The organism is Novosphingobium sp. G106, assembly GCF_019075875.1.
Lineage (GTDB): Bacteria > Pseudomonadota > Alphaproteobacteria > Sphingomonadales > Sphingomonadaceae > Novosphingobium.
Map to the genome: position 1 here is coordinate 5,989,625 of NZ_JAHOOZ010000001.1, position 20,050 is coordinate 6,009,674.

The window sequence follows — 20,050 nt, forward strand, 5'->3', positions numbered from 1 at the left end:
AGATACGATGATGTTCCTGCGCGGGCACATGCAGAATGCCTATGTCACCCACGATCTCGACAAGGCCATCGAGATCATCGGCAACCAGTACGGCATGGAGCCGTTCCAGCGGATCGATCCCGTGCTGACGATCAAGACGCCGAAGGGCAACCAGCCGATGTCGAACCGGGTGGCGTCCTACTGGGCGGGCGGCCTCAATATCGAGATAATCCAGCCGGTGTCGGGCTATGTCGACGACTACCTGAACATGCTGCCGGCCGACAAGACCGACTGCGTGCCGCGCTTTCACCACATCTCGCTGCGCCGCGACGACGAGGCCGAGATGCGCAAGGAGATCGCCGCACTTGGCCTGCCGCTCGCCTTCGAAGGCCCGCTGACCAGTGAGGCGGACATTCCGCCGCTGATCTTCGTCTATCTCGATGGCCGGGCCTCGCTGGGTCACTATGTCGAGTTTACCTGGAAGAGCCCCGAGGCCTGGCAGTTCGTCGGCTGGCCCGAGGGACGCCCGGTCTGGTGATCCCCCGCCCAGGCGGGGGTCTCAGGCCGTTTCAGTGCGAGTCCTTGTCCGCCTGAGGTCCCCGTGTTCGCGGGGACACTGTGCCCTCAGGCCTGGACCGGCTTGTCCTTCGGCCAGCCCTGCATGTCCCAGCCTTCGGGCGTGGCATAGATATATTCGTAGGCGTGCCCCAACGTCTCGCGGCCGTCGAGGTAGATGAAGACGAGCCCGGGCACCGAGCTTTCGAACAGGACCGGGAAGCCCAGTTCCGCGATCTCCTTGCGCATCGCCGCCTCGTCGTCGCGGCGCACCGCGATGTGGTGGAACTGCGGCGTGAAGTCAGACTTGTCGGCGGGCAGGGCGGGCAGATAGTGGTCGACGAAGCCCTTGACCGGCTCGATCAGTTCGATCTGCAGGCCGTCCTTCCAGCCGAGCGCTGCCTTCACGCTCGATTCCTTCGGCCCTTCGGGGGTTTGCAGCACCATGTCGGGTTCGAACACGATCCAGTCGGTCTTGCCGAAGCGGTCGTCGATCAGGTCCATCGCCTTGTAGAGATCGTGCGTCACATAGGCGTTCTGGAAATGGTTCTTCAGGAACATGCGCCGGTCCTCTGCCCGTTGATTGTCGTTGGGGTTTCGCCTGTGGTGCTGTGCTCTCTGGTGGCGGTCAAGCCATCCGGCCGCCCGGTCAATTGCGGTTACCTTACCGGGCCATATGTGGCGGGGCCGCGAGGCGGTTAGAGATATATCAACCATGCGCGGGCATCAGGGCACGGTCCCGACAGCTGCAAAGGCCGGGGGCAGGGCGCCTAGGAAAAGAGCAACGATGCATCGAGCCGAGTCCCTGATTGCCCGCCTGTGGGACTCGCGGCGCCGTCATGCAACGGATACGGCCATCTTCGCCTGCGCTTGCACTGCGATCGCGCTCGGCCTGCTGGGAGCGTCGGGCTGGCTTTTCGATAGCGACTGGCTACACGGATCCCTGATCGTCTTCACCACGATCAACCCGGCGACTTCGACTGCGCTCGTGATGGGCGGCACGTCGGTTGCCCTCGCCGGCGCCGGAAGGCCCCGTCTCGCTGCCTTGGCGGCCGTGGTGCTCATGGCCATCGCTCAGGCGAAACTGGTCGATCTGGCCTGTGGCTGTGTCCCAGTCGACAGGCTGCTTTTCACCGACCGGCTCGATACCATGCTCTACACGCCGAGCAGGATGGCGCCGAACACGGCCATCGCGATGCTGTTCAGCGGCATCGCGCTGGCCTTGATCCATGTCCCCAGCCGGCGGGCCAAGCTGCTGGCGCAGCTGTTCACCTCCTGGGTGATGCTGACGGCGATGTTCGTGCTCGTCGGCTATGCTTTCGACCTGCTCTATTTCAGCAAGATTGGCACCTATCTGCCGATGGCGAAGCCGACGGCACTCGGGCTCATCGCCATAGGAATCGGCAGCTTCCTGCTGACGCGCGAGATCGGTCTGGTGATGATCTGGCGTGACCGCGGACCGGCGGGAACGATGTTCCGCAAGACCTTGCCGCTTCTTGTGATGCTTCCGCTGGTCGCGGGCGTCCTGCGCATCTGGGGCCTGCAGAAGGGCCTCTACAGCGAGGAAGCCGGCATAGCGCTGCAGATCATCACCAACATCATCATCACCACGACGCTGCTGATGGTCGGCACGCTGGCGCTTTTCCGCAGCGATCTCGCCCGGCGCGAGCGGGAAATCGAACTGCGCAACAGCGAGCAGTTCAACCGGCTCGTCGCCTCGGCCAATCCTGACTGCATCTCGCTGCTCGACGAGGATCACACCACGCTCTTCGCCAATGAGGCGCTGCTGCAGGCGCACGGGCTGACCGATCTCGCCGACCTGCTGGGCAAGCCCTACGGCTATCGGCTCGATCCCGCGGCCAAGGTCGAACGCGATGCCGCGCTGCTCGCAGCGCGCGACGGCGGCGTCGGCCGGTTTACGCTGTGCTACCCCGACGGCGACGGCTGCGAGCGCTGGTTCGATACGATCATCTCGAAGCTTCCGCCCGATCACGACTGGCCGTTCCGCTACCTGGCCATTTCGCGCGATATTTCCGAGAAACGCGAGATCGAGGACCAGGTGCGGTGGAAGGCGTCGCACGACGATCTGACTCATTTGCCCAACCGCGCGCAGTTCCAGCTACATCTCGACGGCTATGTCCGGCAGGCCAGGCAGGAAGGCTTCGCCCTGCTGCTGCTCGACATCGACAATTTCAAGATGGTCAACGACACGCTGGGCCACGACGCCGGCGACCGACTGCTGATCACCGTCGCCGAGCGTCTCGCCAAGGCCGTGCGCCAGGGCGACATCGTCGCGCGCCTCGCCGGCGACGAATTCGCCGTGATCGCGCGCGACATTCGCACTGAGCCCGGCGCGGTCGCCGTGGCCGAGCGGATATTCGAAAGCCTGCGCGAGCCCTGGCTCTACAAGGGACGGCTGGGGGAATGCCGCGTCAGCATCGGCGCCTCGCTTGCCCCGCGGCATGGCGATACCGCCGAGGAACTGTTCAAGCACGCCGACATCGCGCTCTATGACGCCAAGTCGCGCGGCAAGGGCCAGATCGCGGTGTTCCGTCCGAGCATGAAATCCGCGGTCGAGAAGCGCAACCGTCAAATCTCGCTGGCACGCCATGCGCTCAGCCGCGATTTCGTCATCCCCTATTACCAGCCCAAGGTCGAGCTGTCCTCGGGGCGGGTGGCGGGCTTCGAGGCGCTGCTGCGCTGGCGTCACCCGACTCAGGGCGTGCAGATGCCGGCGACGATCCAGGCCGCCTTCGAGGATCTCGAACTCGCGGGAGAAATCACCGAGCGGATGCTCAGCCACGTCCTGCTCGACATGCGGCGCTGGCTCGATCGCGGCCTGTCGTTCGGCCACGTCGCGATCAACGTGACGGCAGCCGACCTCAAGCAGGACGATTTCGCCGACCGCTTGCTCGAAAGCCTTCGCCGCCACGGACTGCCGCACGATTGCCTGCAGGTCGAGATAACCGAGACTGTGTTCATGGGCCGCGGCGCCGAATATGTCGAACGCGCGCTGCGCCTGCTGCACGATTCCGGTATCCGCGTGGCGCTCGACGATTTCGGCACCGGCTATGCCTCGCTGTCGCACCTCAAGCAGTTCCCGGTCGACATCGTGAAGATCGACCGGTCGTTCCTGCACGATTTCGCGCTCGATCCGCAGAACCAGGCGATCATCAATACGGTGATCAGCCTTGGCCACAGCCTCGACATCGCCATCGTCGCTGAGGGTATTGAGACGCCCGAGCAGGAGAGCCACCTGCTCGCCCGCGGCTGCACTTATGGCCAGGGCTACCTCTACGGCAAGGCCGTGCCCGCGCTGCGCGTGCCGCGGCTGCTGGCCGCGCCGCTTGGCGAGTGGCGTAGCGCTGCCTAGTGGCTATCCCCCGGTATCGGGAACGAAACCCATAGCCTATCGTTATGCCGTACATCACAACAGGAGTGTGCGTGCCATGACCCTTATTCTCGTTCTCGTCGTCGGCGGCATCATCGGCTGGCTGGCCAGCATCGTGATGCGGACCGACGCCCAGCAGGGTGTCCTGCTCAACGTCGTCGTCGGTATCGTCGGCGCGCTGATCGCCGGTGTGCTGATCACCCCGCTGATCGGCGGTGCGCCGATCACCAGCGGCACTTTCGACTTCATGTCGCTGCTGGCATCGTTCCTCGGCGCGGTCGTCCTGCTGGCGATCATCAACCTCTTCCGCCGCGGCTCGGTTCGCTAAGCCTAAGCAATTGCAGCAAGAAGGATGGCGGGCCGCGTGCCCGTCATCTTTTTTGCACATCCGGTCGGTAGGTCGGCAACTCGATAGGGGAGTGGGGCTTTTCCAAGGCACGCAATACAGGAAACCCACCCATGACCATTTCGCTTACGCCGCTGCCCTATCCCGCCGACGCGCTCGAACCGCACATTTCAAGCCGCACGCTCGAGCTGCACCACGGGGCCCATCACAAGGCCTACGTCGACAAGACCAATGAGGCGATCAAGGGCACCTACCTGGCCGACGCCGATCTCAACGCCATCGTTCTGGCCGCCAGGGGTGAAGCCAAGCTGTTCAACAACGCCTCGCAGGTGTGGAACCACGGCTTCTACTGGAACAGCCTGACGCCTAGCGCGGGCAAGCCCAGCGACAAATTGCAGCAGGCGATCGACCGCGACTTCGGTTCGATTGACGCGCTGAAGACGCAGCTTGCCGAGAAGGCTACCGGCCATTTCGCCTCGGGCTGGGCCTGGCTCGTCGCCGACGATGGCAAGCTCAGCGTGGTCGACACGCACGATGCCGCCTCGCCGTTCAGCGAAGGCAAGGGCAATCCGCTGCTGACGATCGACGTGTGGGAGCACGCCTACTACCTCGACGTGCAGAACAAGCGTCCCGACTATGTGAAAGCGGTGCTCGACAAGCTGTTGAACTGGAGCTTCGCTTCGGAAAACTTCGAGCGCGGCAGCGCCTGGCACTATCCGGCGGCAGCGCAACAGTCGGCTTTCAATCTCGAATCCGCCAAGTAACCCTTTCGCGTGATCCTCCCGACTGGGAGGATCACGCCTTCTCGTGTTCGACGGTGATCGTGTCGCGGTCGGGATCGAGCAGCCGGGCGAGCTGGTCGCGCGCACGGGCGACACGGCTTTTCATCGTGCCGATCGCGCAGTCGCTGATGTTTGCGGCTTCCTCGTAAGTGAAACCGCCGGCGCCCACGAGCAGCAGCGCCTCACGCCGTTCGGGCGAGAGCTTGAGCAAAGCGGTTTCCATGTCTGACAAGTGCAAAGGTGCTTCCTGATCGGCTTCCATCGTCAGCAGCCGCTCTGCCGCATCGGGGTCGTAGTCGGCCTGGTGGCGGTTGCGGCGTAGTTCGCTCAGGAAATGGTTGCGCAGGATTGCGAAAGTCCAGGCACGCATATTGGTGCCGGGGGTGAAGCGATCGCGTGCGACCCAGGCCTTGATCGCGGTTTCCTGGACGAGATCGTCGGCGAAGTCGGGCCGGCCGCAGAGGCCACGAGCGAAGGCACGCAGATGCGGCAGGACCGCCAGCAGATCGCGCTTGAATCCGTCGTCGCCTTCGGCTGCGGTTGGTTCAGTCACGCTCGTTCTTCGCCCGGTCGAGCTTCTTGAGCAAATCGTCAAAGCTGTCGGGCAGGGGCTCGTGCACGACGGAGTTGTAGAGCTGCCTCAAGCCATCTGCCCAGCCGGGTTCCTTGGCGTCCCCAGCCTTTGACGGGCGGCGAGGGGCGCGCTTCCGGTCATCCATTCCCGGTGGCTGACTCAAAACGAACTCCATCTTGCAACGTCCTATTTCCTTCCAATCAGCGGGTGCGTCAAGCACGCTGCTGAGAACGACTATCAGGATTGGAACTTTCAACCGGACACATGGTTCCATTGCCGTGAAAAGCTTGCCAAGAGGGGGGAGGGCACGCGCGCTGACCTGGGACAGCCGGTTTCCCGATATGATCGAGGTCTATGGACAGAGCGCTGCTAGCCCGTGTTGAAAAGCAGGCGTGGTTTCACCGCTATCCCCGCGGTTGGCCACTGCTGCTGTTCGTGCTCGTCGCGCTCGGAACCGTGCTCAGTGTGATCGCGATTGAGCGCGCCGAGGCCGAGCGGCGGCAACTGGAGCTCGATCGCAACGTCACCGAACTGGCATCGGGCCTGCAGCGCCGCGCTTCGGAGAATATCGCCATCCTGCGGGCTGGTGCGGCGCTGTTCACCGCCAACGACCGGGTCACGCCGCAGGCCTTCGCCGGCATTGCGCAGGGCCTTTATACCGGCGGTGACTATCACGGCGCGATGGGCCTTGCCTGGGCGCGCTGGATGCCGGTGGGCGAGGTTGCGCAGTTCGAAACGGCAGTGCGTGGCGGGGTGGATCCGGACTACAAGGTACATCCACCTGCCGAGGACGGGCGCGAGATTGCGGTGCCCATTCTCTATGTCGCGCCGGAGAGCCCGGCCAACCGCGCTGCCATCGGCTTCGACATGTATTCGGAAGCTACGCGCCGCGAGGCCATGGAACTGGCCGCGGGATTGGGGCAGCCAGTGGCTTCGGGCAAGGTCCACCTGGTCCAGGACGCTGACCAGCCCGGGGCTTCCGGCTTCCTGATCTACATGCCGGTGTTCCAGGGCGAAGGCTCTGCGCGCCGCGTCCGCGGCTTCGTCTATAGTCCGTTCCGGGCGCGCGAATTCCTCGATTCCGCCGTCGAACTGGTGCGGGACCGGGGTGTCGAAATTTCCATCTACGACGGCATCCGCCGTCCCGACCGCCTGCTCGTCTCGCGCGCGGTTTCCGGCGAGAACGCGATGTCGATGGACCGCCGCATCGTCGTCGCCAACCGGCCGTGGATCGTCAGCGTCAGCTTCAAGCGAGCACGAACGCTGTCGGCCCTGTCGCGCGCGACCTTGGTGTTCGGTGCGGTGCTCGGTGTCCTGGTCCTGTTCATCGCCCGGCTCATCACCAAGCGTTCGGCCGAGGACCGCGTGGTTCTCGAATGGCTGAGCGACCAGTCGGCGATCCGTACCTCGCTGACCCGCGAGCTCAACCACCGGGTCAAGAATACTCTGGCCAACGTGCTGTCGATCGTCGCGCTAACCCGGCGGCGCTCGGTCGACATCGACGATTTCGCGGAAAGCCTGACCGGGCGCATCCGTGCACTATCGGCGACGCACGACCTGCTCTCGCAGAGCGACTGGACCGACGCACCGATCGCCGAGATCGTTCGCAGCGAACTGGCGCCCTACATGGGGACCGGCGACGCGCATGTGGAACTGACCGGCCCGGCGATAAACCTCGCACCCAACGATGCCATGTCGCTGGGCCTCGCTATCCACGAGCTCGCGACCAATGCCGCCAAGTACGGCGCGCTGAGCACGGCTGCCGGGCGCGTGTTCATCGAATGGCGGCTGGTATCGCCTGAGGTCGCCGAGCTGCATTGGCGCGAGGCCGGCGGCCCGCCAGTCCAGGCGCCGAGCAAGCGCGGTTTCGGCCGCGACCTGCTAGAGAAGATCGTCGCGCACGAGCTGCAATCGAAGGTCGACCTGCGCTTCGATCCCTCGGGCGTCGAATGCACGCTGCGCGTCCCTGTGCGCAAGCTGACGAGCTTCGCCCTGCGCAGCGGCAAACGGACCTAGCGCCCCTCCCAAGTAGGGGAAGGACGCCTGTTCTCTCAGTCTTTGATGATCAGTTAAGCGGCCTTCCGGTGCCGAAGAACAGCGCCTGGCTGATCGCGGTACGCACGGTCGATTCCTGGAACGGCTTGGTCACGAGGTAGGTCGGCTCGGGCCGCTCGCCGGTCAGCAGCTTCTCGGGATAGGCGGTTATGAAGATCACCGGCAGGTCGCCGAACTTGAGTAGGTCCTCGACCGCGTCGATGCCCGAACTGCCGTCGGCGAGCTGGATGTCGGCGAGGACGAGGCCGGCCGGGTTTTGGGCGAAGATCTCGAGTGCCTGGCTGCGCGTCGCCGCCGTGCCGATGACCCGGTGGCCGAGATCGCTGACCAGGCCTTCGAGCTGCATCGAGATCAGCGGCTCATCCTCGATGATCAGCACGTCGGTCGTGGTCTCGCTCTCGATTTCCTCGATCGCCTGGGCGACCATGGCATCGACATTGCCGGGCGAGGTGTCGAGGATCGTCGCCGCCTCCTCGTAGGAGAAATCCTCGAGCGTCGTCAGCAGTAGCGCCTGGCGGTGGGTCGGCGTGACATGCGCCAGCCGCGTCTGCGCCGCCTGTTCCTGCGATCCGCCGCCGATATCGCCGCCGGCATCGGCCGTGACTGGTTCGACGTGGCCGGTCGACCAGATGCGGTTGAACGCGGCATAGAGCGCGACCCGGCCTTTGCCGATCTGGTCGAGCAGTTCGCTGTCGGCCAACGCCGCTTCGAGCGTGGCGCGGACGTAAGTGTCGCCCGACGTTTGCGAGCCGGTCAGCGCGCGAGCATAGCGGCGCAGGTAGGGAAGCTGGACGGCAATCTGATCAGCCATCGACATGACGTACCTCGAGAAATCTATCAGGATTTGAATGGTGTAATCGAACGCAGCAACTTGTCGACCGCTCAGGGCGGAGCCTTGCGCCGATCGCACCGGATGCAGCGCGTTTCTATCACCTTGCGGGTTTCCGGGCGCCAAAAATATTTTTTCGGGTCGCGGGAACCAAGCGCAAGAGATGGTGTTTTTCCGATATCACCACTGGCCCTCCCGTACCCACCCCCGCAAACCGGTGGTGACCCGATCCCGAGACCTCCGCTCCCTTCACCGAGTGCGGAGGTCTCATGGTTTCTGGGGTCCGAGAATTCCGCCCGGTGGGGATGGCTGCGATCAGCATTTTCGAAGCCGGTGAAAACATCTCGCAGCATCCCGCCCTATCTTGCGTGCTCGCGGAGCGTCGACGACGCAACCGAACACGCCGCAGAACGCGCGGCGTGGCGATGGGTTCCAGGTTCCTATGCGCTTTTTTGCACGTAAAGCGGCGGCCGATCGCTGACCGGCCGCCGCAAGGTTTCGTTGCGAGCTCGGTGAGGGCTTACTGCCGTTCGGCGACGAGCTCCTCGAGCGCCTTGCTGACGCGGCGGTGCTCGCTGGCGAGGCGCGATTCCTGTTCCTGCGAAATCGGATCGGAAGCGCTCATTCCTTCGGATTCGGCTTCGAGCCTCTGATCCAGGTCCTTCTTCCACTGTCGCAGCAGCTCTTCACGCGTCGCGACATCGAGATCGATGTCCTCGCGCAGGTCTTCGGGGCTCGAATAGTGCCGGCGCGGATCGGGGGGCCTTGTCCGCTGCGGCGTCGTTGTTGACCGCATGCGCTGGCGCTGTGTCGGTGACATCACCCATTACGATCTCCTGTGTGTCGCGGCCAAGACGGCCGGGCAGAACAGGAACGCGGGCGCCGCGGAGCAGTTCCGGATTTGGAACGAAATCGGACCGGCGGGAACCATTGTGACACAACCGGCGTTTGTCGGTGGAGAATAAACAACCTGGAGGAGTTCGTATGGCGGCGGAGATGACTACGACGGCGGAGCCCAGCGAGCGCGAATTCAGCCCCTTGAGCGATAGGGAATTCAAGCACGCCCTGACCGAAGTCGCCCCTCATCTACGTGCCTTCGCCCGCGGCCTCTGCGGCTGCCGCGACCGCGCCGACGATCTCGCCCAGGAAGCCCTGATGCGGGCCTGGGCCGCGCGCGACCGCTATCGCGCCGGGACCAATTTCAAGGCCTGGACTTTCACCATCCTGCGCAACCACTTCTACAGCGAGGCCCGCCGCGCTCGATTCCCACGGCGACTACGACGAGGGCGTGGCCGAGCGCGTGCTGCGGGCGCCTGCCTCGCAGGAAAGCGCGGTCGAGCTTTCGGACGTATTGCGTGCGCTGTCGGTCGTGCCCGATACTTATCGCGAGGCGTTGATCCTCGTTGCCATCGGCAGCCTCTCCTATGAAGAGATCGCCGATATCTGCGGGATCGCGCTGGGAACCGTGAAGAGCCGAATCTGCCGCGCCCGGGCCATGCTCAGCCAGGTGCTCGCTTCGGGCCAGCTACCGGACTTCCGTCACAATTTCGTCCTTACCGGGAACGCCGTCGACGCCTTTTTCGCCGAACTGGCGCAGATCGCGAATACCCAGGCGGCGGACACGGCGGCTGCCTGAGAGAGCCGGGGCATGTTGCACACAGCGATGAATTGCGGACCGATGACAGGGGCCAACATCCTTATCGTCGAGGATGAATTCCTCGTCGCGCTGGAGCTTGAAGACATTCTTACCGATGCCGGGCACACTGTCGTCGGCATAGCTCCCGATCAGGCGGCGGTCCAAAAGCTCGATCGAACGCCGCAAGTCGCTCTGGTCGACCTCAATCTGCGTGACGGGCCCTCGGGCCCGTCCATCGCCCGCCAGCTTGCCGAGCGTTTCGGTACGATCATCGTCTATGTGACAGCGAACCCCGGCCAGATCGGCACGCCGGCATCGACTGCGCTCGGCGTCGTGCAGAAACCGTTCTCGCAGCACGCGATCCTGGCCGCGGTTTCGCTCGCGCTGAAGGGTGAGGCGGGAACCCTGCCGCCCGAGCTCGATCTCTATTACTCCGAATGAACCGCGCACCGATGGCGGGGCAGGCAACGCCGCGATGAACGAAACCGCACTGACCGCGCTTCAATATTACGGCGCCGTCGCCGCGGCGATTGCCGCCTTGCTGGTATCGCTAGATCTCGGTCGGAAGTGGACCGGCTATGCCATGGTCATCTTCGTCACGAGTTCGCTCGCACTGATCGCCTGGGGGTTTCTCCAGCCCGAGAGCGAGGGCATCGGCGTGCAGAACGTCGTGCTACTCGTCATCAATGCGGTGGGTGTCTGGCGTTATCTGCTGTCCCCGCACCGCAAGGAGATGAGCGGATCGGGCACGAACGACGCGAAGGAAAGAGCCCCGGCCGCCTAGCCGGAGCCCTTTGACGTGATGATGGCCGTGTCTACCGGCCGGTACTGTTCTGTCCCGATCACCGAGAATGCGATGAGCGCTGCCATGACCAGCGCCAGAAGCGCCGCGAGCATGGGACCCATGCCGACGCCGATTTCGGGAGGAGTATCGGGCTGAACTTCAGCCCTTTCTGCGTCCCGCGCCTGCCCCCGCGTGCTCAGGCGCTGCGGCCTTCGGCCGAGGCCTTGCGCGCCCGCTCGAGTTCCTCAGCCTCTTCGCCGTCGAGCGCTTCTGCTGCCTCTCGGGCCTTCTCCTTCACCGGGCCATCCTTGGCGAACTTGTGCTGTTCCTTCTGGAACTGCTCGGTTCCGTCGTAGCTGCCTTCGCCTTTTCTATCAGACATTTGCTATTCTCCGTTGAAAGGTCCACTCCGGTTTCTCGACCGGCTGGAGCGATTGCCGACTCAATGCCGCTCGCATGCGAAATGTTCCTGCTGCGCGACCGAATGCCCGGCGCAGCAGGCGGATCGCCGGACTTCAGCTTGCGAGTTCTTCGGTCCATCGGAAATTTGTTGCACTGCGAGAAACCTTAACCTTGGATTGCAGTTCACCCTTCGAGCGGTGCGCTGGCGAACGCGCATCACAAAGCGAGAAGGGCTGCCCGTGGAGAACCTGCTTCTGGGAAATGTGAAAAGTACTGCCGAGGCGGCCGAGGTCGTTTCGCTCGAGCCGAGAAGCTCGGGAGTGCCGCAGGCCTGGACTCGGCCGATGCGCGTGGCGCTGATCGGCAACTTCGCCCCGCGCAAGTGCGGCATCGCGACATTCACGACCGACATTTTCGAGCAACTCGGCCGCTTTCAGCCGGAGACGCGGCTCGACGTCTATGCGCTGCAGGACGCTGAGGACGAGGCCGCCGACGCACGCGCCTATGCGGAAATCCTGCGCAGCGAGCCCGATGCCTATGCCCTGGCCGCGCGGCGGATGAACGAGGATGGAGTCGACGCGGTCTGGCTGCAGCACGAATTCGGCATCTTCGGCGGCGATTGCGGCGAGCATGTGCTCGGCCTTGTTGAGCGCATCGCCGCGCCGCTGATCGTCACGCTTCACACGGTCCTGTCAGAGCCTTCGACGCTTCAGGATGCGATCACCCGCAGGCTGGTGGCGCGCGCCAGCCATATTATGGTCATGTGCCAGGCGGGGTGCGATCTTCTGGTCGAGCGCTATCGTGCCGACCGTGATCGGGTCAGCGTGATCGAGCACGGTGCGCCCGACTGGCCGCTGCGGCTGAGCGGCGCCGGAGAAGGCTCGCCCAAGTCGCGCCGGCTGATGACCTTCGGTCTGCTCGGCCCTGGCAAGGGCCTGGAAACGGCGATCGAGGCGCTTCCGGCGATCGTTCGGCGTCACCCCGATACCATCTACCGGATCGCCGGTGTGTCGCATCCCAACGAACTGCGCCGGCATGGCGAGGCCTATCGTCAGAGCCTGGAGGCGCTTGCCGAGCGGCTCGGCGTGGCCGGCCATATCGAGTGGATCAACCGTTTCCTCGATCCCGAGGAGCTGGGCGAGCTGCTGCAGGACTGCGACATCTACCTGACGCCCTATCTCAACCTTCAGCAGGCGACTTCCGGCACGCTGAGCTATGCCGTGGCGCTGGGCCGTGCCGTGGTCTCGACACCCTATATCCACGCACGCGAACTGCTGGCCGATACTGGCGGCGTGCTCGTCGAGCCGGGCGATTCCGCGGCCATCGCCAAGGCGGTGAACCGCCTGCTCGATCATCCGGCCGAGCTCGAAGCCCTGCAACTGCGCACCTATCGGCGCGGCCGGCGGACGATCTGGCGGCATTGGGCCGCCAATGCCAAGGCCGCACTCGAATCCGCGGTGGCACCGGAGCGCGCGCTGCCCGTCACGATCGAGCGGATCGCCCCGGGGCTCGCCGCTTTCGACGTGCTGTGCGACGGCACCGGCATGCTCCAGCACGGCAACTATGTCGTACCGGACCGCCGCCATGGCTATTGTCTCGACGATAACGTCCGCGCGCTGATGCTCGTAAGCCGCGTGCCCTGGCGCAGTCCGGGCGAGGAGTTGCGGCGCGCCAGCACTTTCGCATCCTTCCTGCAGTATGCCTGGAACCCAGAGGTCCGGCGCTTCCGCAATTTCATGAACTATGATCGCAGCTGGTGCGAGACGATCGGTTCGGAGGACAGCAATGGCCGCGCCATCTGGGCGCTGGGCGATACCGCTGCGCATTCGCGACTGCCCGGCCTGCGCGGCTGGGCGGCGCAGGGTTTCGACGTCCATGCCGAGATCGCGCTGGAATTCGTCTCGCCGCGCTCCGTCGCCTTTGCCGCACTCGGGGCGGCGGCTCTGCTCGAAGGCGATCCCTCACACCGCATGGCGCGCGCGATCATCGAACGCTGCGGCGACCTGCTCGACAAGCTGCTGGGTGGAATCCGCCGCCCCGATTGGACCTGGTTCGAGACCGTGATCGGCTATGATAATCCGCGGCTGTCGCAGGCCCTGATCGAATGCGGTCGCGCGCTCGGCCGCACCGACTGGATCGAAGCGGGGCTCGACAGCCTGCGCTGGGTCCTGGCCAACCAGTGCGGGGCCAAGGGCGTATTCCGCCCGGTCGGCTCGGAAAGCTTCGGCCGCGGCGGCGACATCCTGCCTTTCGACCAGCAGCCGCTCGAAGCCTGGGCGGCGATCGACGCCTGCGTTTCGGCCCGGCGTTGCGATCCGGATTCTTCCCTATGGCTCGAACATGGTCGCCGCGCCTATCGTTGGTTCCTGGGGGACAACGACCGCAACGTGCCGCTCGCCGACCTGCAGCTCGGTTCATGCCTCGATGGCGTGACCCCGCACGGCGCCAACCAGAACGTCGGCGCGGAATCGCTGCTGGCGTTCCAGCTTGCTTATTACGGCTACGAGCAGTTGCTCGGATGCGCCGGCCCCGACTGGAGGGAAGATGCCGCTCAGAGCCATCGAGGATGAACCGATAGCCACCGCACCCGACCACGCGGGCTCAAGCAGCCTGCTGACATTCCACGAGCGCAAGCTTCTGGCGGCTCCGTCGCGCGTGGTGATCCGGCCGTTCCACCTCGGTTGGCAGGCTTCGGGGCACAGCTCTTCGCGAGCGGGCAAGCTCGTTACCGACATCCTCGCGCTGCCGGACGAGGTGGTGCACGCCGAATACCGCGCGATCCTGTCCGACTTCTCGGAGCGGCACTGGCAGACCGAACGTGTCTTCGACGAAAGGGCGGACGAGGTCGCCCAGACCGTGCGCCTGCCGCGCGGCTTGTCGCAGGAACGCCGCCGACTGATCGGCGCCTATTTCTGCCACGAATATTCTTATGCCGCCGCGGCGCTGATGAACCCCAGCGTGGTCGAACATCCCGACCAGTCGGGGCTGACCGGCGGCGCCGTCCGTTTCGTCATGTCGCTGCGCGCGGTGGGCGAGGGCCACATCAGTTCGATCGCCTTCCGCGAGGGCATCGTCGAGCCCGACGGCAGCTTCGAGATATGGCCGCAGCCCAATGTCGCCACTGCCGTGTCACTGACCGACCAGTCGCAGGCGCACGAGGTCGGCGAGGTCCAGGTGAGCCGGCATCCCGAGTCCACACTTTCGGGTTCGGTGATCTTCCCGATCACCGAGCCGCAGCGCAACGGGCTCGAGGACCTGCGGCTGGTGCGCTTCGTCGACGACGACGGCGAGTTCCAGTGGATCGGCACCTATACCGCCTACAACGGCCGCGAGATCCGTTCAGAGCTGCTCTGCACGCGCGATTTCCGCAACTTCACGCTGGGGCCTATCGAGGGCCGGGCGGGGCGCAACAAGGGACTGGCTCTTTTCCCGACCAAGCTCGGCGGCAGCTACTACATGCTCGGGCGGCAGGACGGGAAGAACCTCTACCTGCTGTCGTCCGACCGGCTCGACCGCTGGGACGACGACGGCGTGCTGCTGCTCGAGCCGAAGTTCCCCTGGGAATTCATCCAGCTCGGCAATTGCGGCAGCCCGATCCTGACCGACGAGGGCTGGCTGGTGCTGACCCACGGCGTCGGCGCGATGCGTAAGTATTCGATCGGCGCGATCCTGCTCGACCGGCACATCCCGTCGAAGGTGCTGGCGCGCAGCGAAAAGCCGATCCTGTCGCCGAAGGATAGCGACCGCGAAGGCTATGTGCCCAACGTCGTCTACACCTGCGGTGCGATGCGCGTCGGGAAGGTGCTGTTCATGCCCTATGGCATCTCGGACAGCGCGATCGGCTTTGCCACGGTGCCGATCGCCGACCTCATCGCTTCGCTGGGGTAGCGGCTTTCAGTCCTTCAGGCTCGTCGGCCGAACGATGATCTCGCTGACGTCCACATGGGCTGGCTGGGCAATGGCATAGGCGATCGCGCGCGCGACGTCGTCGGCCGACAGCATGAGATCCCGCCGCGAAAGCAGGGCTTCGCGCATGATCGGATGATCGACGTTCTCCACGATTTCGGTCCGCGTCGCGCTCGGCGAGATCAGAGTGGCCCGGATCGCCGTTCCGCCCTCCGCGCGGAGACTGTCGGCGATGGCGCGCAACGCGAACTTCGTCGCGGAATAGGCGCCGCCCAGCGGCACGACGTGATGTCCGGCGGTCGATCCGATCAGGATCATGTGACCCGATTGCTGATCCAGCATGTGCGGAAGCGCCGAAGCGATGCCGTTCAGCACGCCGCGGACGTTGACGTCGAACATGCGGTCCCACTCGTCGCGGCGCAGCTCGGCCCAGGGGCCCAGCATCATCAACCCGGCATTGTGCACGAACACGTCGATCCGTCCGAAGCGTTCGATCGCGCGGCCGACGAAATCGTCCATGCTGTCGCGAGCCGTGACATCGAGCATGACCGCAAGGGCTTCGCCGCCGGCCGCCACGATCTCGTTCGCCAGGCCGGTCAGCCGGTCCGTCCGGCGGGCACCCAGGACGAGCCTGGCGCCGTCCTTCGCCAGCAATCGGGCGGCAGCCTCGCCGATCCCGCTGCTGGCTCCGGTGATGACAACGACTTTTCCCGACATGAACCCTCCCGTCTTCATCGGCGATGATGACCGGCTCAGGCAGACTGGGCAAGCGGGCTAGGGCAAGCGGGCGGGGGGCTAGCGCGCCATCATCTCCGCAGGGATGCGTGCGCGGACGCAGAGGCCCTGCTTGCGCCAGTCGTAATCGAGCGTCCCCCCGAGCTGGCGCGTAATGCTCATCTCGACGAGGCTGGCGCCGAAGCCAGGCTCGCTGGGCGGGAGGACGGGCGGGCCGCCGATTTCGGTCCAGGTGAGCGCGATGCAGTCGGGAGCACTCGCGTCGATCTCGATCTCGACATGGCCCTCGCCGACCGACAGCGCGCCGTATTTGGCGGCGTTGGTCGCCAGTTCGTGGAAGAAGAGGGCCAGCGGCGTGGCAGAGCGGTCGTCGATGCGCACTTCGTCACCGCGAACGATGATGCGGTCTCCGGGGTTCGCCTGATAGGCGCTCATCAGGCTGTCGAGCATGCCGCCGATGCTGCTGTGCGATTGATAGGGCCGTGAATGCTCGCTGTGGGGGCGGACGAAATCGTGCGCGCGGCCCAGCGCCAGGACCCGCTGCTGCAAGTCGCCGCCCAGCGTCTTGAGCTCGGGATGGCGGCGTAGCGAGAGCGCGATCAGGCCGCTGATCACTGCGAAGATGTTCTTGATCCGGTGGCTGAGCTCGCGGGTCAGCAATTCGCTCTGTTCGGACGCCGCCTTCTGCTCGTGGATGTCGGTGCAGGTGCCGATCCAGCGATAGACCTTGCCGCCCTGGTCGAGCATCGGCGTGCCGCGCGCCAGCATCCAGCGGTATTCGCCATCGGCGCCGCGCAGCCGGTATTCGGCCTCGTAAGCTCCGCTGCTGTCGACGGCCTCGACCCAGGCCTTGTCGACATCGGCGACGTCGTCCGGGTGGAGGAACTGCATCCAGCGCTCGCCGTAGCTTTCTTCCGGCGGACCTCCGGTGAATTCGCACCACAGGCGATTGACATAGTCGACGCGCCCGCTGGCCAGGGTCGACCAGACCATATGCGGGATGACGTCCGACAGGACGTGAAACCGCTGTTCGAGCTCGTGGATCGTATTGCGCGACTGCGCCTCTTGCGTCCGGTTATGGGTATCGGCGCGCCAGCGTTCGAGCAGCGCCATGGCGGAATCGGCCAGGGTCCTCAGAGCGTCCTGCTGCTCCGCGGTCGGTGGCGGGCGCGTCGTGGTGTCGATGATGCAGAGCGTGCCCAGCGGCGCGCCTTCCGACGAGCGCAGCGGCTGGCCGACGTAGAGGCGGATGCCCGGCGCACCGGTGACCAGCGGGTTGTCCTGAAAGCGCGCGTCGCCGCGCGCATCGGCAACGATCATGCAGTCCTGCAGATGCATGGCGTAGTCGCAAAACGCATATTCGCGCGGGGTTTCGGCAAGATCGGTGCCGCTGCGGCCGATGAAGCGCTGCCGATCGGTCTCGATGAGGCTGACGAGACCGATCGGTGCGTTGCAGATAGTGGCGGCGAGGCGAGCGAGCCGATCGAGGTGCGCGGTGACGTCCTCGCGCTCCACCGCATAGGAGGCGACGATCGCACGGCGCCGCGCTTCGGCACCTCTGGACGACCAGCCTTCGCTCACACGCGCTTCCCCCCTGTGAACTGTCAGCGCCTAAGGGTCAGACCAAGCCGACCGCATGTTTGCCCATTTCACTAGAGCGGATAGCACTCCCGGTCAGCATTTTGAAAGTACCGAAAAGGCCCGGTTCTACGGTCCATACTTCGGCATCGTCGATTTCGAAGCGCAGCATCATGAGATCGGGATCGTTGCGACCGTTGGGAAACCACGCTTCGACTTCCTTCGACCAGTGCTTGTCGATGCGCGCGGGATCGGTTTCTTCGACCAGCGTGCCCGCGAGGCAGGCAAAGACGTCATGCCCCTTGCTGGCAAACTGGCCCATGGCCCGGCCGCCGGTGGCGATGCGGTTGCTGCGCGATGCGAAGAACCAGATCGTATGCAAGGCTTCCTTGTCGAGCTGAGCGGTCATCGGCTCGGCGTGACCGGCACCGGAAGCGGATGCGTCGTCGAGCCGGATCATGATGAACGGGCTCTTTTCGAAAGCGTGCCAGAATTCCTCGCGAATTTCCTTCTTCATCGTTCGCTCCTGCCTTTTGGGGACGCCGTGGCGTGATGATTGATCAACGCTAAGAAGGCAGGCGCGTTCCGGAAAAACCGGCTGAATCGAAGCGCTTATTTCGCTTCGTCGGCGGCGCGTTTCAGGTCGGCGACGAGCGCCGCCTCGGCCTCTCGCGCGGCTTCGCGATCGGGCTGGCGCAGGATGTAGGACGGGTGGTAGCTGACCACGCCGATCCCGTGCGCCAGGGTCACGCCCTTGCCGCGCAGCGCGCCGACCGCGCCGGTGCGCCCGGTTACGCTGCGGACCGCGCTGGCGCCGAGCATCACCGTGGCGGCCGGTCGGAGCAGCCCGATCTCCTGGTCGAGCCACCAGCGGCAGGCGTCGATCTCGCCCGCATTGGGCGTCTGGTGGATACGCCGCTTGCCGCGCAGGACGAACTTGAAGTGCTTGACCGCATTGGTCAGGTAGATGCGGCCGCGGTCGAGGCCAGCCTCTTCCATAGCGCGAGCCAGCACCTGGCCGGCGGGGCCGACGAAGGGATGACCGGCGCGGTCCTCCTCGTCGCCGGGCTGCTCGCCGACCACCACTATGCGGGCATCGGGCGGACCTTCGCCGAAGACGCACTGCGTCGCGTCTTTCCACAGCGGGCAGCGGCGGCAGGCGTCGGCTTCCTTGCGAAGGCCGTCGAGTGTGATCCCCCGCTCGGTTGGCGCGACGACCTGCGCGGTCATGGTCGCCTCGCGAGCCTGCGCGCCGGCGATGAGCGGGGCAATGAGCTGGGCCTCCGGCATGTTCTTCCAGTAACGGCGCGGCATCTCCTTGAGCATCGCCGATACCTTGAGACGGGCGGGGTTGAAGATCGACGCATAGTAGGCCTTCCAAACTTCTTCGAGCACGTCGCCGTCAGGTGCCTGGCTGCGATCGGCCCCAGGGCCTTCGCGCAACGCCGCGCCGTCCCAGTGGAGTGAAATCTCCGGAGTCAGGATCGACCAGCGCATCGTGGAGAAACGGCGGACGAAGAAGCCGGCATTGGCGCGGACCACGTGATGCTCCGGCTCGAACCAGGCCACAAAGGTGCCGTCGAGTTCGCGGAACCGGACGAAAGCGCGCATCTTGTGCATGTCGCGCCGTACCGCCTTGGCCAGGCCTTCGATGCGGCGGACGAGCGGATCGGCGTGGTCTTCGATCAGCCCGGAATTCTCGCCGAGATGGACCAGCAGCCGGTAGAGCAGTGAGAAGCGACCGGGATCGCGGTGAAGGACCGCTGCCTGCGCCAGTTCGATGAAAGCGCGCGGCACACGCAGTTCGCCGCTCGGGGCAGAGGGCAGTTCCTGCTCCGTGCCGAACAGGTCGGCGCTATCTTCGCCGACCTGCCAGACCACCGCATCGGGTGATATTTTCGCACTGGCCAGGCGCCGTGCGGCATCGCGCCAGCCGTCGAAGTCGTCCTCCGCGGCAAGCCGGACCACGCGCGGCTGTTCGCGCGTGGTCGCCTGACTATTACTCGCGCGCGTCACCGGGCTGTTCGTGTGCAGCGCGTTCGAGTTCGCGCGGTTTGCGCTTTTCGAACACTGCGGCAAGCCGCTTCTCTGCCTCCTTCGACAGCCCCTTGGCGGCGGTGGGGAACATCTCTTCCTCCTCTTCGCCGATATGATGGAGGTAGCGGTGGCGCATTTCCTTGAATTTCACCAGCCAGCCGCTCGAGCTCATGTCCATCTCGACCAGTTTGCCGAGCATGTCGTCGACTTCCTTGTGCTCGCTGACCGAATGGCGCGCGTCCTCGCGCAGGTCGGGCATGCCGAGCATCGTCGCGTAAAGCGATTCCTCCTCGGCAGCGGCGTGCGCCTGCAATTCCTTGCGGAGGGTTTCGAACAGGGACTTGCGCTCATCGCTGGCCCCCTGCGTCTCGCCGAGCTGTTCGAAAAGCTTGCGCTGGCGATCGTGGTCCTGCTTAAGATCTGCGAAGATACGGGCTTCGGCCATGCGAATTCTCCTGAGC

At 65.0% G+C, this 20,050-nt stretch carries 21 protein-coding genes and 1 pseudogene; 10 read left to right on the top strand and 12 right to left on the bottom strand.

Annotation, left to right across the window (positions count from 1 at the left end; all coding sequences use genetic code 11):
• Positions 1 to 7: 7 nt before the first annotated feature.
• Positions 8 to 517, top strand: coding sequence for a VOC family protein (locus KRR38_RS29180; RefSeq protein ID WP_217406895.1), 510 nt, complete (start codon positions 8 to 10; stop codon positions 515 to 517).
• 86 nt (positions 518 to 603) lie between these two features.
• On the opposite strand, the gene KRR38_RS29185 is transcribed toward KRR38_RS29180, so the two are convergent.
• A complete protein-coding gene (locus KRR38_RS29185; RefSeq protein ID WP_217406896.1) occupies positions 604 to 1,095 on the bottom strand; it encodes a VOC family protein in 492 nt (163 codons plus the stop codon).
• 226 nt (positions 1,096 to 1,321) lie between these two features.
• On the opposite strand from KRR38_RS29185, the gene KRR38_RS29190 reads away from it, so the two are divergent.
• From KRR38_RS29190 to KRR38_RS29200, 3 genes are all read left to right on the top strand, one after another.
• A complete protein-coding gene (locus KRR38_RS29190) occupies positions 1,322 to 3,907 on the top strand; it encodes a bifunctional diguanylate cyclase/phosphodiesterase (RefSeq protein ID WP_217406897.1) in 2,586 nt (861 codons plus the stop codon).
• 76 nt (positions 3,908 to 3,983) lie between these two features.
• Positions 3,984 to 4,253, top strand: coding sequence for a GlsB/YeaQ/YmgE family stress response membrane protein (locus KRR38_RS29195; protein WP_217406898.1), 270 nt, complete (start codon positions 3,984 to 3,986; stop codon positions 4,251 to 4,253).
• Between the two features lie 131 nt (positions 4,254 to 4,384).
• Positions 4,385 to 5,035, top strand: coding sequence for a superoxide dismutase (locus tag KRR38_RS29200; RefSeq protein WP_217406899.1), 651 nt, complete (start codon positions 4,385 to 4,387; stop codon positions 5,033 to 5,035).
• Positions 5,036 to 5,066: 31 nt separating this feature from the next.
• On the opposite strand, the gene KRR38_RS29205 is transcribed toward KRR38_RS29200, so the two are convergent.
• Positions 5,067 to 5,606 carry a sigma-70 family RNA polymerase sigma factor gene (locus KRR38_RS29205; RefSeq protein ID WP_217406900.1) on the bottom strand — a complete coding sequence of 180 codons (540 nt, stop codon included), beginning with the start codon at positions 5,604 to 5,606 and terminating at the stop codon, positions 5,067 to 5,069.
• Complete coding sequence (locus KRR38_RS29210; protein ID WP_254515029.1) at positions 5,599 to 5,802, bottom strand: NepR family anti-sigma factor; 204 nt, start codon at positions 5,800 to 5,802, stop codon at positions 5,599 to 5,601. The genes KRR38_RS29205 and KRR38_RS29210 overlap by 8 nt, the downstream gene beginning before the upstream one ends.
• Before the next feature lie 179 nt (positions 5,803 to 5,981).
• Here KRR38_RS29210 and KRR38_RS29215 point away from each other — a divergent pair, with 179 nt between their 5' ends.
• On the top strand, positions 5,982 to 7,643 hold the full coding sequence (locus KRR38_RS29215; protein WP_217406901.1) for a CHASE domain-containing protein: 1,662 nt from the start codon (positions 5,982 to 5,984) through the stop codon (positions 7,641 to 7,643).
• Positions 7,644 to 7,692: 49 nt separating this feature from the next.
• Here KRR38_RS29215 and KRR38_RS29220 read toward each other — a convergent pair whose 3' ends face one another.
• Together KRR38_RS29220 and KRR38_RS29225 are read right to left on the bottom strand one after the other, a co-directional pair.
• The gene (locus tag KRR38_RS29220; RefSeq protein WP_217406902.1) at positions 7,693 to 8,499 is read right to left on the bottom strand and encodes a response regulator; all 807 of its coding nucleotides are present in this window, start codon (positions 8,497 to 8,499) and stop codon (positions 7,693 to 7,695) included.
• A gap of 532 nt (positions 8,500 to 9,031) precedes the next feature.
• Positions 9,032 to 9,334, bottom strand: a complete 303-nt coding sequence (locus KRR38_RS29225) for a hypothetical protein (RefSeq protein WP_217406903.1) — start codon at positions 9,332 to 9,334, stop codon at positions 9,032 to 9,034.
• Positions 9,335 to 9,507: 173 nt separating this feature from the next.
• On the opposite strand from KRR38_RS29225, the pseudogene KRR38_RS29230 reads away from it, so the two are divergent.
• The 3 genes and pseudogenes from KRR38_RS29230 to KRR38_RS29240 all read left to right on the top strand — a co-directional run bounded on the left by KRR38_RS29230 (position 9,508) and on the right by KRR38_RS29240 (position 10,931).
• Positions 9,508 to 10,147: pseudogene (locus KRR38_RS29230) on the top strand (sigma-70 family RNA polymerase sigma factor).
• A 42-nt stretch (positions 10,148 to 10,189) separates the two neighbouring features.
• Positions 10,190 to 10,588, top strand: a complete 399-nt coding sequence (locus tag KRR38_RS29235) for a response regulator (RefSeq protein ID WP_217406904.1) — start codon at positions 10,190 to 10,192, stop codon at positions 10,586 to 10,588.
• A gap of 34 nt (positions 10,589 to 10,622) precedes the next feature.
• Positions 10,623 to 10,931 carry a hypothetical protein gene (locus KRR38_RS29240; RefSeq protein ID WP_217406905.1) on the top strand — a complete coding sequence of 103 codons (309 nt, stop codon included), beginning with the start codon at positions 10,623 to 10,625 and terminating at the stop codon, positions 10,929 to 10,931.
• On the opposite strand, the gene KRR38_RS37145 is transcribed toward KRR38_RS29240, so the two are convergent.
• Together KRR38_RS37145 and KRR38_RS29245 are read right to left on the bottom strand one after the other, a co-directional pair.
• Positions 10,928 to 11,053 (bottom strand): hypothetical protein, encoded by a 126-nt coding sequence (locus KRR38_RS37145; protein WP_256449534.1) that lies wholly within the window; start codon positions 11,051 to 11,053, stop codon positions 10,928 to 10,930. The genes KRR38_RS29240 and KRR38_RS37145 overlap by 4 nt on opposite strands.
• Before the next feature lie 74 nt (positions 11,054 to 11,127).
• Entirely contained in the window at positions 11,128 to 11,313 is a 186-nt protein-coding gene (locus tag KRR38_RS29245; RefSeq protein WP_217406906.1) for a hypothetical protein, read from the bottom strand.
• Between the two features lie 283 nt (positions 11,314 to 11,596).
• On the opposite strand from KRR38_RS29245, the gene KRR38_RS29250 reads away from it, so the two are divergent.
• Both KRR38_RS29250 and KRR38_RS29255 read left to right on the top strand, forming a co-directional pair.
• Positions 11,597 to 13,903, top strand: coding sequence for a glycosyltransferase family 4 protein (locus tag KRR38_RS29250; RefSeq protein WP_217406907.1), 2,307 nt, complete (start codon positions 11,597 to 11,599; stop codon positions 13,901 to 13,903).
• The gene (locus tag KRR38_RS29255; RefSeq protein WP_217406908.1) at positions 13,878 to 15,221 is read left to right on the top strand and encodes a glycoside hydrolase family 130 protein; all 1,344 of its coding nucleotides are present in this window, start codon (positions 13,878 to 13,880) and stop codon (positions 15,219 to 15,221) included. The genes KRR38_RS29250 and KRR38_RS29255 overlap by 26 nt, the downstream gene beginning before the upstream one ends.
• A 6-nt stretch (positions 15,222 to 15,227) precedes the next feature.
• On the opposite strand, the gene KRR38_RS29260 is transcribed toward KRR38_RS29255, so the two are convergent.
• The 5 genes from KRR38_RS29260 to KRR38_RS29280 form a co-directional block, all read right to left on the bottom strand.
• Positions 15,228 to 15,956 (bottom strand): SDR family oxidoreductase, encoded by a 729-nt coding sequence (locus KRR38_RS29260; RefSeq protein ID WP_217406909.1) that lies wholly within the window; start codon positions 15,954 to 15,956, stop codon positions 15,228 to 15,230.
• Between the two features lie 78 nt (positions 15,957 to 16,034).
• Positions 16,035 to 17,555 carry a sensor histidine kinase gene (locus KRR38_RS29265; protein WP_217406910.1) on the bottom strand — a complete coding sequence of 507 codons (1,521 nt, stop codon included), beginning with the start codon at positions 17,553 to 17,555 and terminating at the stop codon, positions 16,035 to 16,037.
• A 37-nt stretch (positions 17,556 to 17,592) separates the two neighbouring features.
• The gene (locus KRR38_RS29270; RefSeq protein ID WP_217406911.1) at positions 17,593 to 18,069 is read right to left on the bottom strand and encodes a pyridoxamine 5'-phosphate oxidase family protein; all 477 of its coding nucleotides are present in this window, start codon (positions 18,067 to 18,069) and stop codon (positions 17,593 to 17,595) included.
• A gap of 95 nt (positions 18,070 to 18,164) precedes the next feature.
• Complete coding sequence (locus KRR38_RS29275; protein WP_217406912.1) at positions 18,165 to 19,568, bottom strand: UdgX family uracil-DNA binding protein; 1,404 nt, start codon at positions 19,566 to 19,568, stop codon at positions 18,165 to 18,167.
• The gene (locus KRR38_RS29280) at positions 19,552 to 20,034 is read right to left on the bottom strand and encodes a hemerythrin domain-containing protein (RefSeq protein WP_217406913.1); all 483 of its coding nucleotides are present in this window, start codon (positions 20,032 to 20,034) and stop codon (positions 19,552 to 19,554) included. Before KRR38_RS29280 ends, KRR38_RS29275 begins: the two co-directional genes overlap by 17 nt.
• Positions 20,035 to 20,050: the final 16 nt, after the last annotated feature.

What these genes read in the sequence shown, in the direction of transcription:
- KRR38_RS37145 (WP_256449534.1), bottom strand. Translation starts at nt 11,053, where the DNA reads ATGGGTCCCATGCTCGCGGCGCTTCTGGCGCTGGTCATGGCAGCGCTC.
- KRR38_RS29235 (WP_217406904.1), top strand. Translation starts at nt 10,190, where the DNA reads ATGACAGGGGCCAACATCCTTATCGTCGAGGATGAATTCCTCGTCGCG.
- KRR38_RS29185 (WP_217406896.1), bottom strand. Translation starts at nt 1,095, where the DNA reads ATGTTCCTGAAGAACCATTTCCAGAACGCCTATGTGACGCACGATCTC.
- KRR38_RS29270 (WP_217406911.1), bottom strand. Translation starts at nt 18,069, where the DNA reads ATGAAGAAGGAAATTCGCGAGGAATTCTGGCACGCTTTCGAAAAGAGC.
- KRR38_RS29260 (WP_217406909.1), bottom strand. Translation starts at nt 15,956, where the DNA reads ATGTCGGGAAAAGTCGTTGTCATCACCGGAGCCAGCAGCGGGATCGGC.
- KRR38_RS29190 (WP_217406897.1), top strand. Translation starts at nt 1,322, where the DNA reads ATGCATCGAGCCGAGTCCCTGATTGCCCGCCTGTGGGACTCGCGGCGC.
- KRR38_RS29215 (WP_217406901.1), top strand. Translation starts at nt 5,982, where the DNA reads ATGGACAGAGCGCTGCTAGCCCGTGTTGAAAAGCAGGCGTGGTTTCAC.
- KRR38_RS29200 (WP_217406899.1), top strand. Translation starts at nt 4,385, where the DNA reads ATGACCATTTCGCTTACGCCGCTGCCCTATCCCGCCGACGCGCTCGAA.
- KRR38_RS29255 (WP_217406908.1), top strand. Translation starts at nt 13,878, where the DNA reads ATGCCGCTCAGAGCCATCGAGGATGAACCGATAGCCACCGCACCCGAC.
- KRR38_RS29180 (WP_217406895.1), top strand. Translation starts at nt 8, where the DNA reads ATGATGTTCCTGCGCGGGCACATGCAGAATGCCTATGTCACCCACGAT.
- KRR38_RS29280 (WP_217406913.1), bottom strand. Translation starts at nt 20,034, where the DNA reads ATGGCCGAAGCCCGTATCTTCGCAGATCTTAAGCAGGACCACGATCGC.
- KRR38_RS29220 (WP_217406902.1), bottom strand. Translation starts at nt 8,499, where the DNA reads ATGTCGATGGCTGATCAGATTGCCGTCCAGCTTCCCTACCTGCGCCGC.
- KRR38_RS29245 (WP_217406906.1), bottom strand. Translation starts at nt 11,313, where the DNA reads ATGTCTGATAGAAAAGGCGAAGGCAGCTACGACGGAACCGAGCAGTTC.
- KRR38_RS29210 (WP_254515029.1), bottom strand. Translation starts at nt 5,802, where the DNA reads ATGGAGTTCGTTTTGAGTCAGCCACCGGGAATGGATGACCGGAAGCGC.
- KRR38_RS29240 (WP_217406905.1), top strand. Translation starts at nt 10,623, where the DNA reads ATGAACGAAACCGCACTGACCGCGCTTCAATATTACGGCGCCGTCGCC.
- KRR38_RS29195 (WP_217406898.1), top strand. Translation starts at nt 3,984, where the DNA reads ATGACCCTTATTCTCGTTCTCGTCGTCGGCGGCATCATCGGCTGGCTG.